At 42.0% G+C, this 14,993-nt stretch carries 10 protein-coding genes; 7 read left to right on the forward strand and 3 right to left on the reverse strand.

Features of this window, described 5'->3' with window-relative positions; all coding sequences use genetic code 11:
* The first annotated feature begins 825 nt into the window (after positions 1-825).
* The 4 genes from thrS to rnr all read left to right on the forward strand — a co-directional run bounded on the left by thrS (position 826) and on the right by rnr (position 7,445).
* Positions 826-2,760, forward strand: coding sequence for a threonine--tRNA ligase (gene thrS, locus EPB74_RS10975; protein WP_274904179.1), 1,935 nt, complete (start codon positions 826-828; stop codon positions 2,758-2,760).
* A gap of 5 nt (positions 2,761-2,765) precedes the next feature.
* Positions 2,766-3,287 carry a translation initiation factor IF-3 gene (gene infC, locus EPB74_RS10980; RefSeq protein ID WP_274904243.1) on the forward strand — a complete coding sequence of 174 codons (522 nt, stop codon included), beginning with the start codon at positions 2,766-2,768 and terminating at the stop codon, positions 3,285-3,287.
* A 513-nt stretch (positions 3,288-3,800) separates the two neighbouring features.
* Positions 3,801-5,039 (forward strand): toxic anion resistance protein, encoded by a 1,239-nt coding sequence (locus tag EPB74_RS10985; protein WP_079692899.1) that lies wholly within the window; start codon positions 3,801-3,803, stop codon positions 5,037-5,039.
* Positions 5,040-5,177: 138 nt separating this feature from the next.
* Positions 5,178-7,445: a ribonuclease R gene (gene rnr, locus EPB74_RS10990; RefSeq protein WP_274904180.1), complete on the forward strand. Its 2,268-nt coding sequence runs from the start codon at positions 5,178-5,180 to the stop codon at positions 7,443-7,445.
* An 87-nt stretch (positions 7,446-7,532) separates the two neighbouring features.
* Here rnr and EPB74_RS10995 read toward each other — a convergent pair whose 3' ends face one another.
* The 3 genes from EPB74_RS10995 to hisA form a co-directional block, all read right to left on the reverse strand.
* A complete protein-coding gene (locus tag EPB74_RS10995; protein ID WP_274904181.1) occupies positions 7,533-7,823 on the reverse strand; it encodes a hypothetical protein in 291 nt (96 codons plus the stop codon).
* Between the two features lie 87 nt (positions 7,824-7,910).
* Positions 7,911-9,626: a mechanosensitive ion channel family protein gene (locus EPB74_RS11000; protein ID WP_274904182.1), complete on the reverse strand. Its 1,716-nt coding sequence runs from the start codon at positions 9,624-9,626 to the stop codon at positions 7,911-7,913.
* An 81-nt stretch (positions 9,627-9,707) separates the two neighbouring features.
* Complete coding sequence (hisA, locus tag EPB74_RS11005; protein WP_079692903.1) at positions 9,708-10,451, reverse strand: 1-(5-phosphoribosyl)-5-[(5-phosphoribosylamino)methylideneamino]imidazole-4-carboxamide isomerase; 744 nt, start codon at positions 10,449-10,451, stop codon at positions 9,708-9,710.
* A gap of 1,043 nt (positions 10,452-11,494) precedes the next feature.
* Here hisA and EPB74_RS11010 point away from each other — a divergent pair.
* From EPB74_RS11010 to EPB74_RS11020, 3 genes are read left to right on the forward strand one after another with little or no spacing between them, the layout of a single operon-like run.
* Positions 11,495-12,847, forward strand: coding sequence for a Na(+)-translocating NADH-quinone reductase subunit A (locus EPB74_RS11010; RefSeq protein ID WP_079692904.1), 1,353 nt, complete (start codon positions 11,495-11,497; stop codon positions 12,845-12,847).
* 5 nt (positions 12,848-12,852) lie between these two features.
* Positions 12,853-14,088 (forward strand): NADH:ubiquinone reductase (Na(+)-transporting) subunit B, encoded by a 1,236-nt coding sequence (locus EPB74_RS11015; RefSeq protein ID WP_079692905.1) that lies wholly within the window; start codon positions 12,853-12,855, stop codon positions 14,086-14,088.
* Positions 14,069-14,992, forward strand: a complete 924-nt coding sequence (locus EPB74_RS11020) for a Na(+)-translocating NADH-quinone reductase subunit C (protein ID WP_274904183.1) — start codon at positions 14,069-14,071, stop codon at positions 14,990-14,992. Before EPB74_RS11015 ends, EPB74_RS11020 begins: the two co-directional genes overlap by 20 nt.
* Position 14,993 lies beyond the last annotated feature (1 nt).

Consider the following 14,993-nt stretch of genomic DNA (forward strand, 5'->3'; position numbering starts at 1 on the left):
AAATGTAAACTCTAATGCCAATCTCGCTAAACTTCAGTACTAAGTGATCAATCACTTGCCCTAATAAGTTTAGCTTCGTTCCGATAGGGGCGTATTATACGCAGTTTCAGGAGGGGGTCAAGGGGTTATTCTAAATGTTTATCATATTGGTTTGGTTGGATATGAATACTAGATAGGTTTCAATGAGTTAGCTTTAAAATTAAATTCTAGCTTATTATTTATAGTCGCTAAATATTAATTACCGACTGATCCTTATCATCTCTTTCTCAGAGCCTCATCGTCTTCCAAGCTTTTATCTTGTCGTTACTTTATTAGGCTGCTCCTATTTAACCGTGTATCTAAAACGGCTTATTATCTTAACGATAGCTTGTCCCCATTCATAATTGTGGTAGTTCACAAGGTGTTGATAACTGTATTCATAGCACCTATATATGCATGCATTCCATATTGTTGCTACCTATATATGCATATATAGGTAGAACGGCTATTTAATATAATTTATAAGAGTGCAAATCTATGCACTGTTCCTTGCCATCTAGTGTTAATAAACAGTTTTTGCTATAATGGTGGCTTTTATGACTTTACTTAATGGCACTTCTCGTTGACCTTACCTAAAAGGTAGCTTATCTGAGATTTTAGCGATTCTATTATAGCTATTAGATGTTCATTAGTCATGACGCTATATGAATCTAAGCTTAGTGCTCTTAAGTAGTGCATGTCTCTTACAACATATCACAGTGCTGGATATAATTGACGTAGTCTTACGGTTATATGATTGATGGTTGCAATCATCACTGCCAACGGACGCAAAAAGGTGAATAGATTATGGTAGCGATTACTTTACCCGATGGTAGCGTAAAAGAATTCGAAGGCAACACGACCGTCATGGAAGTGGCGCAGAGTATTGGGGCAGGACTTGCTAAAGCGACCGTCGCTGGACGTGTGGATGGTCATTTAGTGGATGCGCACGACCCTATCGTTGCTGATGCTAAAGTCGAGATCGTAACGCCAAGAGATGATGACGGCGTCGATATCATTCGCCATTCTTGTGCCCACTTATTAGGTCATGCGGTCAAGCAATTATATCCTGATGTGAAGATGGTCATTGGTCCAGTTATCGATGACGGCTTTTATTATGACATCTATAGTGAAACGCCGTTTACACCTGAACACATGGAAAAAATTGAAAAACGCATGATGGAGCTGATCAAGCAAGATTATGACGTTATTAAGAAAATGACGCCACGCGCTGAAGTGATTAAAATCTTTGAAGAGCGTGGTGAAGATTATAAGCTTAAGCTGATTAACGATATGCCAGGTGAAGAAGCCTTTGGTCTCTATCATCATCAAGAATATGTCGATATGTGCCGTGGTCCGCATGTACCAAACACTAGATTCTTAAAAGTCTTTAAACTAACCAAGATGTCAGGTGCTTACTGGCGTGGCGATGCAAAAAATGAACAGCTGCAACGTATCTATGGTACGGCGTGGGCGGATAAAAAAGATCTAAAAGCTTATATCCAACGTATTGAAGAAGCAGAAAAACGCGACCATCGTAAAATTGGTAAAGCGCTTAATTTGTTCCATATGCAAGAGCAAGCACCGGGTATGGTTTTTTGGCATGCCAATGGTTGGACGATTTATCAAGTACTTGAGCAATATATGCGTAAAGTACAACATGATAATGGCTATGAAGAAATTAAAACGCCGCAAATCGTCGATCGTAGCTTGTGGGAACGTTCAGGTCACTGGGGCAATTACGCGACCAACATGTTTACCACGTCTAGCGAAAACCGTGATTATGCGGTGAAGCCGATGAACTGCCCTTGTCACGTACAAGTATTTAACCAAGGCTTAAAGTCTTACCGTGAATTGCCATTACGTATGGCAGAATTTGGCTCGTGTCACCGTAACGAACCTTCAGGATCATTGCACGGCTTGATGCGTGTACGTGGTTTTACGCAAGATGACGCGCATATTTTCTGTACGCAAGCGCAGATTCAACAAGAAGTCGCTGATTTTATTAAGCTGACGCTTGCTGTTTATGAAGACTTTGGTTTTGATAATATTATTATGAAACTCTCAACCCGTCCTGAAAAACGTGTTGGTAGCGATGAGTCTTGGGATTTTGCAGAAAAAGCATTGGCTGATGCGCTTGATAGTTCAGGGCTTGATTGGGCTTATCTACCAGGTGAAGGCGCATTTTACGGTCCAAAGATTGAATTTAGTCTCAAAGATTCATTAGGTCGCGTATGGCAATGCGGTACCATTCAGGTCGATCCTAATATGCCTGAGCGTCTCGATGCCGAATTCGTCAATGAGCAAAACGAGCGCGAAGTGCCCATTATGTTGCACCGTGCTATCTTAGGTTCATTTGAGCGCTTCATCGGTATCTTGATTGAAAACTATGCCGGTTGGATGCCAGTATGGCTGGCGCCGCAACAAGTGGTGGTGATGAATATCACGGATAAACAAGCAGAAACCTGTGAAAATGTCGTCAGTGAGTTGAAAAAAGCAGGCTTACGCGCTATTAGTGACTTGCGTAACGAAAAGATTGGATTTAAGATACGAGAGAAAACATTAGAACGTATTCCCTATATGCTAGTATTAGGAGATAAAGAAGTCGAATCAGGCAGCGTCAACGTCCGAACCCGCGAAGGCGAAAATCTAGGCGTGATGAGTGTCCCTGAATTTATCACATTAGTAGAGACAGCTGTCGCCGAAAAAGGCAGACAGACACCAAAAACAGATCAGGAGTAATACCTATTAAACAGTCAAACCGTTTAAACATCAATGAAGATATCAGTGCCAAAGAAGTCCGTCTGGTTAAAGAAGATGGCGAACAAATGGGCGTGGTCGATATCGAAACCGCGATGAAAGCGGCACGTGAAGACAGTCTAGATTTGGTCGAATTGGTTCCCGAAGCCAAACCGCCTGTATGCAAAATCATGGATTATAAGCATTTCCTCTATGATCAAAAGCAAAAGGCGAAAGAAGCTAAGAAAAACCAAAAGCAGACTCAGCTGAAAGAGATGAAGCTACGTCCTAGCACCGAAGAAGCGGATTATCAGGTTAAACTGAGAAAAATCGTTAGCTTCTTAGAAGATCAAGACAAAGTTAAAATTAGCATCCGTTTCCGCGGACGTGAAATGGCACACCAAGAGATTGGTCGCAAACAACTTGATCGTATCATTGAAGACACCGCTGATATCTCAAACGTCGAACAGTACCCTAAGATGGAAGGTCGTCAAATGGGTATGCTGTTAGGTCCTACTAAGAAAAAATAGTCTATTAGATAGACTGCGATTAGTGGTGACTGTTAGTCTATCTAGATATTTATAATCTTAACCATCAATATACTGCGGAATATTGATGGTTTTTTAGTATGAAAACTTATAAACACACTCAGTTTGAAATAAAACAATCAGCTTAAAACAAGAAAATACGTTCAAAGTTGCGTTTATAGCAACGTGCTAGTGCCGTCAATTGCTAGTGTCGTCAATTATAGCAACGTGCTAGTGCTAGCAATTTTTCTTACTTACTACTTGCAGGTATAACAAACGCTGCAAAAAATCCCTAGCAGTAATACTGTATGACTTGTAAACATAGGAAGCCTACGCTGCTTTACAAAACCCATCTTCTCAAGCTTTTCATTACACGGTAATCTAAAGATCTGTTTTGTCCCTCTTAATAATAATTCGAATAAAAACGATTAAGCAAATAAAAATAACGTATAGCCATCCATCTATTAATACTATTGGCAAAAAATACAAACTCTTTTAGATATTATAGGAAACTCCATGCAAGAATTGACCCCACCCGAAAATACTTCTACACCAAGTATCACTCTGACTGCGCCTGCAGCGGTTAAAGAAGTACAAAAAAGCGAAGCCGATCAGATGGTCAAATTGGATGAAAGTCATATTCCAGAACTTGATGCCAAGGTTGATGCCTTTGTCGATCATGTGATCAACAATTCGGTGCACAGCTCTGAGTTTAAACAAAACGTGCAATCTATCCATAACTTGGGTAATAAAGAAATTCGTGAATCAGCACAAGTGTCTAATCGGATGTTAGAGCTACCGGCTAAAAGCTTGAACGATAGCTTATTTGACAACTCCCCTATTGCTAAGTCATTGACTGAACTACGCGGTATCGTAGAAGATTTAGACCCCAGTAAAAAAGAGCTGACCAGCTCGCGTAAGCTGTTTGGTCTCATCCCATTTGGTAATAAAGTACAAGACTACTTTCGCCAATACGAGTCAGCGCAATCCCATATCAATGCGGTCGTGACAAGTCTTTATAATGGTAAGGATGAGCTGCTCAAAGACAATGCCATGATCGAGCAAGAAAAAGTTAATATGTGGGAGTTGATGCAATCTATTCGTCAGTACGTCTATGTTGGTAAGAAAATCGATGAGCAGCTAGAGCAAAAGGTTTATGCAATAGAAGCGACTGACCCTGAAAAAGCGCGTATTATTAAAGAAGAGATGCTGTTTTATGTTCGCCAAAAAAATACAGATTTTTTGACGCAATTGGCTGTCAACGTCCAAGGTTATTTGGCGCTTGATACCATTCGCCGTAATAACTTAGAGCTGATTAAAGGGGTTGATCGTGCGACCACGACTACTGTATCGGCATTACGTACGGCCGTAATAGTGGCTCAAGCAATGACCAATCAGAAACTTGTCCTTGATCAAATTACGGCTTTAAACAAAACCACCAGCAGTTTAATTGAATCGACCTCAGCCATGCTAAAACGCCAATCAGGCGAGATTCATGAGCAAGCAACCAGCAGCACCATTGAGCTTGATAAATTGCAAAACGCCTTCAATAATGTCTATGATACGATGGATATGATTAGTAATTATAAACTTGAAGCGCTAGAAAACATGAAGCAAACGGTGAATACTTTGACTACAGAAGTGGATAAAGCACAAAAGTACTTAGATAAGTCGAATCAGACTACGGTACTTGAAGTCTCAAAAGAGTTGGATACTAAGAAAATTACGGATAAATCCGGCTCTATTGATATCTAAAATACAGCGGTTACTTTTATTATTGAAGTTAACCGTTACCTGCTATCGGACGCACATAAGATAATTGACGCAAGATATTACAGCGTTGTTCGTGTTAAGATAGTCCTTATTAATAATTTAAAACAGATACGGTACTTTATGAGTTGGAATGATCCAAACGCCTCGGCTGAAGCCCAAAAATACATTAACCCTGTTCCTAGTCGTGAGCTGATATTGAGCACGATTACAGAGCAAGGTGAATTGACGCATCAACAACTGGCAAAAGTTTTTAACATCACTGATCCTGATCAATTTGATGCTTTAGGCAATCGCCTCAAAGCGATGGTTCGTGATGGACAGGTCAATCGCGATGGTCGTCCTTATCGCTTTCGTACAGTTACACAGCACGATGTCGTTAGAGGCACAGTGTCTGCTCACCCTAAAGGCTTTGGCTTTGTATTATTAGCTGATATGCCCGATTTATTCTTGCATGAAAAACAAATGCGCTGGGTGTTTAATGGCGACATAGTTGATGCGATCGGTACGTCAACCGACAACCGTGGTCGCATGGAAGGCCGTATTGTCGACGTGACTGAACGTCATCAAAACCACTTTATCGGTACACTTGCTCAAGATGAAGATGGTTATTGTGTGGAGCTCGGTAGCCCTAACAATCATCAACCGATTACCGTTACTGAAGATAATGTACAAACACTGGGCGCAAAAATTGGTAGTCCCGTAAAAGTGGATGTCATCGATTGGCCGAATCAGCATGAGTTTGCCACGGGTAAAATCACTGAATTGCTCAACGATGACAATGATCGCGAGCTGATTATTGAGACCACACTACTCAACTACGATATTCCTTCTGAATTTAGCGAAGCGGCACTCAAACAAGCCAATGATTATCGCGAGCCAAGTGGCAAAGACTTAAAAGGTCGTACTGATTTACGTGAATTGCCATTGGTTACGATTGATGGCGCAGATGCACGTGATTTTGATGATGCCGTATTTGCTGAAAAACGTAGTGGTGGTAACTATCGCGTTTTAGTCGCTATCGCTGATGTCAGTCATTATGTCACCCCAAATTCTCCACTGGATTTAGATGCTTTCGAGCGTGGTACTTCAGTATATTTCCCGCATCGTGTGATTCCGATGTTGCCTGAAGTACTATCAAACGGTCTGTGTTCATTGAACCCTAACGTAGATCGCTTATGTATGGTTGCCGATATTAAAATCTCTCGTGCAGGTAAAGTCACTGGTTATGACTTTTATCCAGCGGTGATGAATTCACAGGCGCGCTTAACATATGATCAAGTGAATGATTATCTGGCCAATCCAAAAGACAGTAGTGTGCCTAAGTCATTAACCGATAATAAAGAAGTCAAAAAATCGGTCGATACGCTACATCAATTGTATGAGTTACTGCTTAAAAAGCGTGAAGAACGTCATGCGATGGAGTTTGAAACGGTTGAGACTTATATTGAGTTCAACGAAAAAGGTGGTATCGCTGCTATCTTGCCGCGTACTCGTGGTGATGCGCATAAATTGATTGAAGAGTGTATGTTGCTTGCCAATACGTCTGCCGCAAACTTTGCGCTAAAAAACGAGCTGCCTGTCTTATATCGTAACCATGATAAACCTGATGGCGAAAAGTCGATGCGTATTCATGAATATGCTAAAAACTTTGGTCTAAGCTTCCCAGAAGAAAGCCCAACCCAAGCAGATTATCAGCGCATTATCGAAGCGACTAAAGACCGTCCTGACGCGATTAGCATCCATAGCATGTTACTGCGCTCGATGATGCAAGCCAATTATTCACCTGACAATATCGGTCACTTTGGTTTGGCTTATGACGAATATAGCCACTTTACCTCGCCTATTCGCCGTTACCCTGATTTAATGCTACATCGTGCCATCAAGGCAAAGGTGACCAATAGCCCGCAGCCAGTAATGGAATTCTCTTTAGAGGGAGCCGGTACGCAAACTTCAGATACTGAGCGCCGTGCTGAAAAAGCATCACGTTATGTAGAATCATGGCTCAAATGTCATTATATGAAAGACCATGTCGGCGAAGAATTCGATGGCGTTGTGACCACGGTTACAAGCTTTGGTTTATTTGTCACATTGACTGACCTTTATATCGATGGCTTAGTCCACATCTCGAACGTTGGCAATGACTTCTTTGTCTATGACGAACAGCAGCAGCAGCTTGTCGGTAAAGACAAAGGTACGTTATTTGGATTGGGTGATTCAGTCAAAGTAAAAGTAGCTGGTGTGAATATGGATCTGCTGCAAATTGACTTCGATTTAAAAGAAAAACTGCAAGCAAGCAAAATGAATCAAAGCAAAGCGAATCCAGCCAAGAAAAGCCTAGCTAAGAAAACAAGCAGTCGCAACAATAAAGGCGCTAGCAAGAAAAGCTAGATTTGACTAAAAATCTTACCGTAAAAAAGGCTAACGTTATCGTTAGCCTTTTTTATGCTCAGTAGTTTATAACAACTGCTTAAATTATTACTGGGCATTGCTCATCTGGTCTAGACGTTCCTTGTCCGCTTGCTGTGCTTGATCTATCTTGCTAGTAGCATTATCAAGGATGGCTTTTGGCTGCTGACCTAAAGGTTGGTTTGCGATACTTTCTGATCCAGCTGATTGCATAGTAGCATCCGTTGAAACAGTGGCTGGCGCGTTGCTATCAACTACCGCGGTTCTATTGTCCTCATCACGGCTACTATTCATCATATTAAAACCGATTAATATGACAAAACCTGCTAATGCAAAAATAATTAGGTGTTTCATTTCCATAGGTAGCTTCTCGTATATTTAGATAATTATTGATCTATATACGTTCTATGCATTTTCTATGCCGAGTTTTTAAACTTATCTTTAAAACTACTCTTGCGGGCTATTATTACTCAATAAATCGGTCTCATCTGAATTTTCAGCAATTTCTTGTTCGACTTTTTCCATTAGCTTTTTATCAGGACGTGAGTCAAGAATATCTTCAGCAGCATCACCCTGTAAAATATGCTTAGCACGCGCTTTAGCCTGTTTTTTATCTTTGCCATCTATCGTCGTTTTTTCAGCTTGAGAAGGACTTACCGGTATAGGCGCAGCGGGCGCTACTATAATTTCAGAACTGCTATTCCGAGCTTTACTGTCACTTGGTAAATTTGCAAGCATCTTTTCTAACTTATGATTAAAGCGTAATCGATAAATGGGTTCAGGTAAGCTGAAGCCTGCATTCTCTAGAGCGTGCTTGGCCTCACGAATAGCGATACTGCGCGCTTTAGAAAAGTCTGTTTCTAACTGATTGACCCATATTTTAAATTCAAGGATGATATTAGAGTCGCCAACCTCTTTGATAGTTGCAATGGCTTTGGGCTTATCTAAGACAAAATCTAATTGACGTATCTCATCAATCGCCACCTTAATTGCTGCCATTGGGTCGTCATTGGCATCCACGCCCAATTCAAAAGAGAAACGGCGTTCAGGGTTTTTAGTATAATTTAAAATTGTACTTTTAAAGACTTCGGCGTTAGGAATACGTAGCTGGTTACCATCTAAGGTCATTAAAATAGTCGCCCGTGAAGTCAGACGTACTACAATTCCTTCTTTGCCATTAATCACGATGTGATCACGCGCGCGAAATGGTTGGCGAATACTCAGCATTAAAGAGGCAATATAGTTCTCAATGGTATCTTTGACCGCAAAACCGACCGCAATACCAATCACCCCTGCACCGCCAAGCAGCGTACCTAAGATAGTCTCTGCGCCGACTAGACTTAACGCTAAGATAAGGCCAAAAACGATAAATATCACTTTAACCGTTTGTGCCAATAGCTCAGCCACAAATGGATTGGGCGTCAGACGTTGCCACATCTTTTGCCGGTTAGACAACCAACTACCAAACCAAGTCACAAACGCGAATAAAATAATACCTACCACTAATAAAGGTAAGGCTTTGATTAGATTTCTAGTTTGAGCCTTGAGACCCTGATACACCGTGGAGACATTATCTTGCACATCAAGCGTTCGATTAATCCTATCTTCTACCGTCACTACATCTGTCAGACGATTGGTTAGATTAATGGCTTGCTGGGCTTTTTTCTCATTGGGGGTTTCACCGCTTAAAGTAACCACACCTTGGGTAACGCTGACATTGATCGCTTGTAAGCCTTCAATCTCTGAAAAAATACCACTGATACGTTGACGAATATCCTTGTCTTTTAGCAGGGTTGGTGTGGTTTCAATTTGCGCATTGTTGCTACTCTCACCGCTGATCGTTGGTAAGGATAAAGTATCTACTGCCTCAATAGGCAATATATTAACGGTTGCTGGGGGATCTGAAGGTGAAACGTTTGAAGATGAAATATCTGAAGAATTGGTAACACTGTTATTGGTAACACTGCTAGTAGTGGCTTTTATATCACTATTAACAGTGCTACTAGCATCTAATGCACTGGTTTCATCTACCAAGCTCTCATTAGCAGCATTTTCAACAGCAGCATATACCGGTAAAGTACCGGTGATGCTTAATAGCAGCAGCAGCTGACCCCAAAACTTTAGGCGCTTGCGCAACGTTGGGTGGTCAAAATAAGCTGCCATAAGCATCCTTGATGGTTATCAATTTATTTTGGGCATAGACAGTTTTACGAATAGATTATTTAAGGCTATTAACGGTCCAATTTATTTACGACTGTCTAAATAGTTTTGCGCTTCACCCAAATCTAAGGTGCCCTCGTAAATAGCGCGACCGGTAATGATACCTTCGATACAGTCGCCGTAAGGTTTTAGCAGTTCAATATCTTTCATATCAGTCACGCCGCCAGAGGCAATCACCGGTAACCCGCCTTCACGTGCTAAGTTGACTGTTTGCTCGACATTGACGCCTTGCATCATGCCATCACGATTAATATCAGTATAGACGATAGAAGAGACGCCAACATCAGCAAAGCGTTTAGCAAGCTCTGTGGCTTTGGTATCGGTCACATTTGCCCAACCATGAGTAGCAACCAAACCGTCTTTGGCGTCGATACCAACGATAATATGTCCCGCGAATTCGCGGCAAGCTTCGGCAACAAACTCCGGATCTTCCACGGCTTTAGTACCGATAATGATATACGTCAAACCGGCAGTGATATATTGCTCAATAGTTTTCATATTGCGCACACCGCCGCCAAGCTGAATAGGCAGCTTAGGAAAGGCTTTGGCAATATCATTTACCACTTGCTTATGCACTGGAATACCATCAAATGCACCGTTTAAATCGACCAAATGCAACCGGCGCGCACCTTCTCTCACCCAACGTGCTGCCATCGCTACTGGGTCATCAGAAAATACCGTATCATCTTCCATACGGCCTTGTTTTAAGCGCACACACTTACCATCTTTTAAATCGATAGCTGGGATAATGACAGGGACAGCGCACATATAGCATTCCTTATAAAAAGCGATATTAATAATAAAAATACAATCAAGGTTTAAATGATAGTTGAAAAAACCGGTTAAGCAGTAACTTAATATAAATAGATTAGAATAACAAATTTAAAAAGGTCGTCATGAAAAGTTCATTTAATAATAGAACCCGAAAAAACACTGACAGGGTTATAGTCGACTCATTTTAAAAACGAGACATGCTGCTGCATGGCTTTTGGTAGCCCATGTCTAGCAAAGCACAAAGCGCGTGAGCAAAATTTATACCAGTAGCATCTAACTACTTATGTATCAATTTTATTTTGTATTGACTATCTCTGTAGACCTATAGAAAACAGACAATCATAACCATAAGTTTTAGCACGTAGAATCACTGGCAACATTAGGTAAATTCTATTACCAACTGGCAATTTTAGGTCAGTTTAGCGTATAATCCTAGGTAAATTTGTATTTGTGCGATAAAAGCCAATCGTCTGCTATCTATAGATGATTTCAATGAGAATAAGGTAGATGGCAGCGCAGCATTAACCACTCTGTCAAAATTTGTGTTATCAGCTGCTGTTATTGAGCAATTAAATTTATCCTATAATCATAGGTCATTAAAAGGCGCTTAGATAGCTTTCACTAAGTATCACAAGTCATTTATCTCTCATTCTTATTCAATCGAATGAATAGCGCTGTTTAAATCACATAAATATTATGAATTTTAAGATTTTAATAAATCGTATGGTAAAACTGTATTTTATCTAAAACCGTCCTTGTTTAGGATGGCAGCAGATTTAAGCGTTTTAGTATACACCTTGGTAGCCAGTCGCCACTTTGGTCATTCGAATAAGACATTAACGTGTTGTTAAGGAGTCTAAGGTCAGCGTTAATACTCTTATAATAGTAGTCATGAAGTGTTATTTTTAGATCACCTTATCGCTGTCCTTTTATAGGATCTGATTGGGGTTTTTTATTGATGACGTTAGCATTCATGCTGCCGATATACCAAACAGGACGTCTGGTATCGTTTTAGACTATGGACTAAGTTTTCGCTTATGATTACCATCAAAAAAGGTTTGGATTTGCCCATCACCGGCGAACCCTCCCGCGAGATATCTGAGCACAGACCCGCATATGTGGCGCTTATTGGCTACGATTATGTAGGCATGAAGCCCACGATGAATGTCAAAGAAGGTGACATCGTAGCCAAAGGTCAGCCCGTTTTTGAAGATAAAAAACGAGTTGGCGTTATCTACACTGCCCCTGCTGCTGGCAAAGTCATCGCCATCAAACGCGGTGAACGCCGTGTGTTTGAAAGTCTTGTGATTCAGGTTGATCCAAACGGTGAAGAAGTCGATTTTCAGAGTTATGACTCCCAGCAACTTGCTGACTTAGATTCTGAAATCGTTGAAACTCAACTGCTTGCCTCTGGTGAATGGACCGCGTTCCGTACCCGTCCTTTTAGCCGCTCGCCTGATATAGGCGCCCGTCCGCATGCTATCTTTGTCACTGCGATGGATACCAATCCATTAGCCTTTGACCCGATGTTGCTGATTAATGAGCAACTGCAAGCGTTCAATGACGGACTTGCCGTATTATCTACCCTTAGCCCAAAGACCTTTGTCTGCCATCATGGTGATGCACAGCTGACGCCAGTCGCGAAAACCGCTGCTAATAATGTCACTGAGTATCATAGCTTTACCGGTAAACATCCGGCAGGGCTTGCAGGCACGCACATTCACTTTTTGCATCCTATCGCACGCGGCGTAAGCGTCTGGACGATTGGCTACCAAGATGTGATTGCCATTGGTAAATTATTTACCACGGGTCGCTTATACACACGTCGTCTATTAAGTCTAGCTGGTCCTGCTGTTAAAAACCCGCATCTTATTGCCACAGAACGTGGTGCCGATATTACGGGTTTAACAAAAGGCGAGTTGGCTGACGGCGAGAACCGTGTGATTACAGGTTCAGTGCTATCTGGGCGTAAAGTGTTCGATAACATCGCTTATCTTGGGCGCTTTGATAATCAAATCAGTGTGCTTGCAGAAGGTCGTGAGCGTCCAGCGTTCCATTTCCTACAAGCGGGTAAAAATCGCTTTTCTAAATTGCCGATTTATATCTCGCAATTCTTTGGTAGTAAAAAGTATAACTTTACTACGACTACTAATGGCTCTCCGCGAGCGATGGTGCCAATTGGGGTTTATGAAGAGATTATGCCGCAAGACTATCTGCCGACGCAGCTCATGCGTGCGCTGATTATCGAAGATATTATCACTGCGGTTGATTTAGGTGTGCTTGAGCTAGATGAAGAAGATGTGGCGCTATGCACCTTCGTTTCTCCTGGTAAATATGAATACGGTGACATTTTGCGTGATAACTTAACGCGCATTGAGCTGGAGGGCTAACCACGATGAAATTTTTACACAATATGTTCGATCGTATGGAGCCGTCTTTCACCAAGGGTGGCAAACACGAAAAATACTATGCCCTCTTTGAGATGTTTGATACATTTTTACGTCAACCAAGCTCAACGACTTATGCCTCATCACACGTGCGCGATGGTATTGACCTGAAACGCATTATGATTACGGTATGGATGTGTACCTTCCCAGCGATGTTTTGGGGTATGTATAATATTGGTCATCAAGCACTGACTGCAATTGATAAACTTGGTCTACAACCTGAAGGCTGGCGTACCATTATTACCAGCATGGCAGGCTATAACCCAGAAAGTATTTGGGCAAGCTTTGTCTACGGGGCGATGCAGTTCTTACCCATTTATATCGTGACTTTTGCGGTCGGTATTCTCTGTGAGATTATATTTGCTGTGACGCGCGGACACGAAGTGAACGAAGGTTTCTTTGTCACCTCTGTGCTATTTGCACTATGTCTGCCACCAGATATTCCTTTATGGCAAGTTGCCTTAGGTATCATCTTTGGTGTTGTCGTTGCAAAAGAAGTATTCGGCGGTACTGGTAAAAACTTCCTTAACCCTGCCCTATCAGGTCGTGCGTTCTTATACTTTGCTTATCCTGCTTATATGTCAGGTGACTCAGTATGGACAGCGGTTGATGGTTTCTCAGGCGCAACGCCGCTTGGTCTAGCCGCACTTGGGGTTACTCCAGATAAGTTCGTTGACGTCTATGGTCAAGCGATTACCTGGAGCGATGCCTTCTTTGGTAATCTTCAAGGCAGTATCGGTGAAGTCTCAACCCTTGCTATTTTAATGGGTGCCGTGGTTCTACTATGGACGCGCATTGCCTCATGGCGCATTATGTTAGGCTGCGTGATTGGTCTAATTGCTACGTCATTAGTCTTTAATATGATTGGCTCTGAAAGCAACTCGATGATGAATATGCCATTTTACTGGCATTTAGTTGTCGGTGGGTTTGCCTTTGGTGCGGTATTTATGGCAACCGATCCTGTGTCAGCTGCGCATACCAATAAAGGCCGCTGGGCTTATGGTATCTTGATTGGCTTTATGACGGTATTGATTCGCGTCATCAATCCAGCCTTCCCAGAAGGCATCATGCTTGCCATCCTATTTGCTAACTTATTTGCGCCATTGTTTGACTACTTTGTCACCCAAGCAAATATTAAACGCCAAACAGCACGGAGGCTTCGCCATGTCCAAGCCCAAAAGTAACCTTAAGCCTAAAAGCAACAACATGAAAACCATCATCGTAGCGTTGACGCTATGCTTGGTGTGTTCAGTATTGGTTGCAGCAGCAGCCGTTGGCTTGAAGCCAGCGCAAGTTGAAAATGCTAAATTGGATCGCAATAAGAACATCTTGGTCGCTGCTGGCATGTTTAATCCAGACACAGATACCAATGAAGATGTGGCTGAGCGTTTCAAAGACTTTAATGTTGAAATTGTCGACTTAAATAAAGGCAATTACTTAGATGACGAGGCCTTAAAAGCCGTTGGTATTGCCGATCGTAATACTTATGACGCCAGTCAAGCCACTAAGAATAAGGCATTGAGCGACGACTTAGGTGATAATGACCCTGCAAGTATTGGTCGTAAGCCTAAATACGCGAAAGTCTATGTCAAGAATGATGCTGCTGGAAAACCTGAGATGATCGTGTTACCGATTCAAGGCTATGGCCTTTGGGGCACAATCTACGGCTTCTTAACGCTTGAAGGCGATATGAATACCATCAAAGGTATCAGCTTTTATGAGCATAAAGAAACTCCAGGCTTAGGGGCTCGTATCGAAGAGCCAAAATGGCGTGCGATGTGGACTGGTATCCACTCTTATGATGAAAACGGTGATGTTGCTACTGGTGTTGCCACTTCAGGCTCAAAAGAGAATTGGGTAGATGGTATTAGTGGTGCGACTTTGACCAGTCGCGGCGTTAGTAACATGATTCAGTTTTGGCTAGGTGAGCAAGGTTATAAGCCTTATTTAGACTCTCTACGCAAAGAAAGTGGTCAGACGATTAAAAGTGCCGACACCAAAGCGAGTCAAAAGCATGCTCAGAAAGAGACGCATCCCGTAACCGAGCTGGCATCAATAGCACCAGCAACACACGGCAAGGAGGCTTAAC

This window comes from Psychrobacter sp. DAB_AL62B (assembly GCF_028895345.1).
In the GTDB taxonomy this organism is placed as follows: Bacteria; Pseudomonadota; Gammaproteobacteria; order Pseudomonadales; family Moraxellaceae; genus Psychrobacter.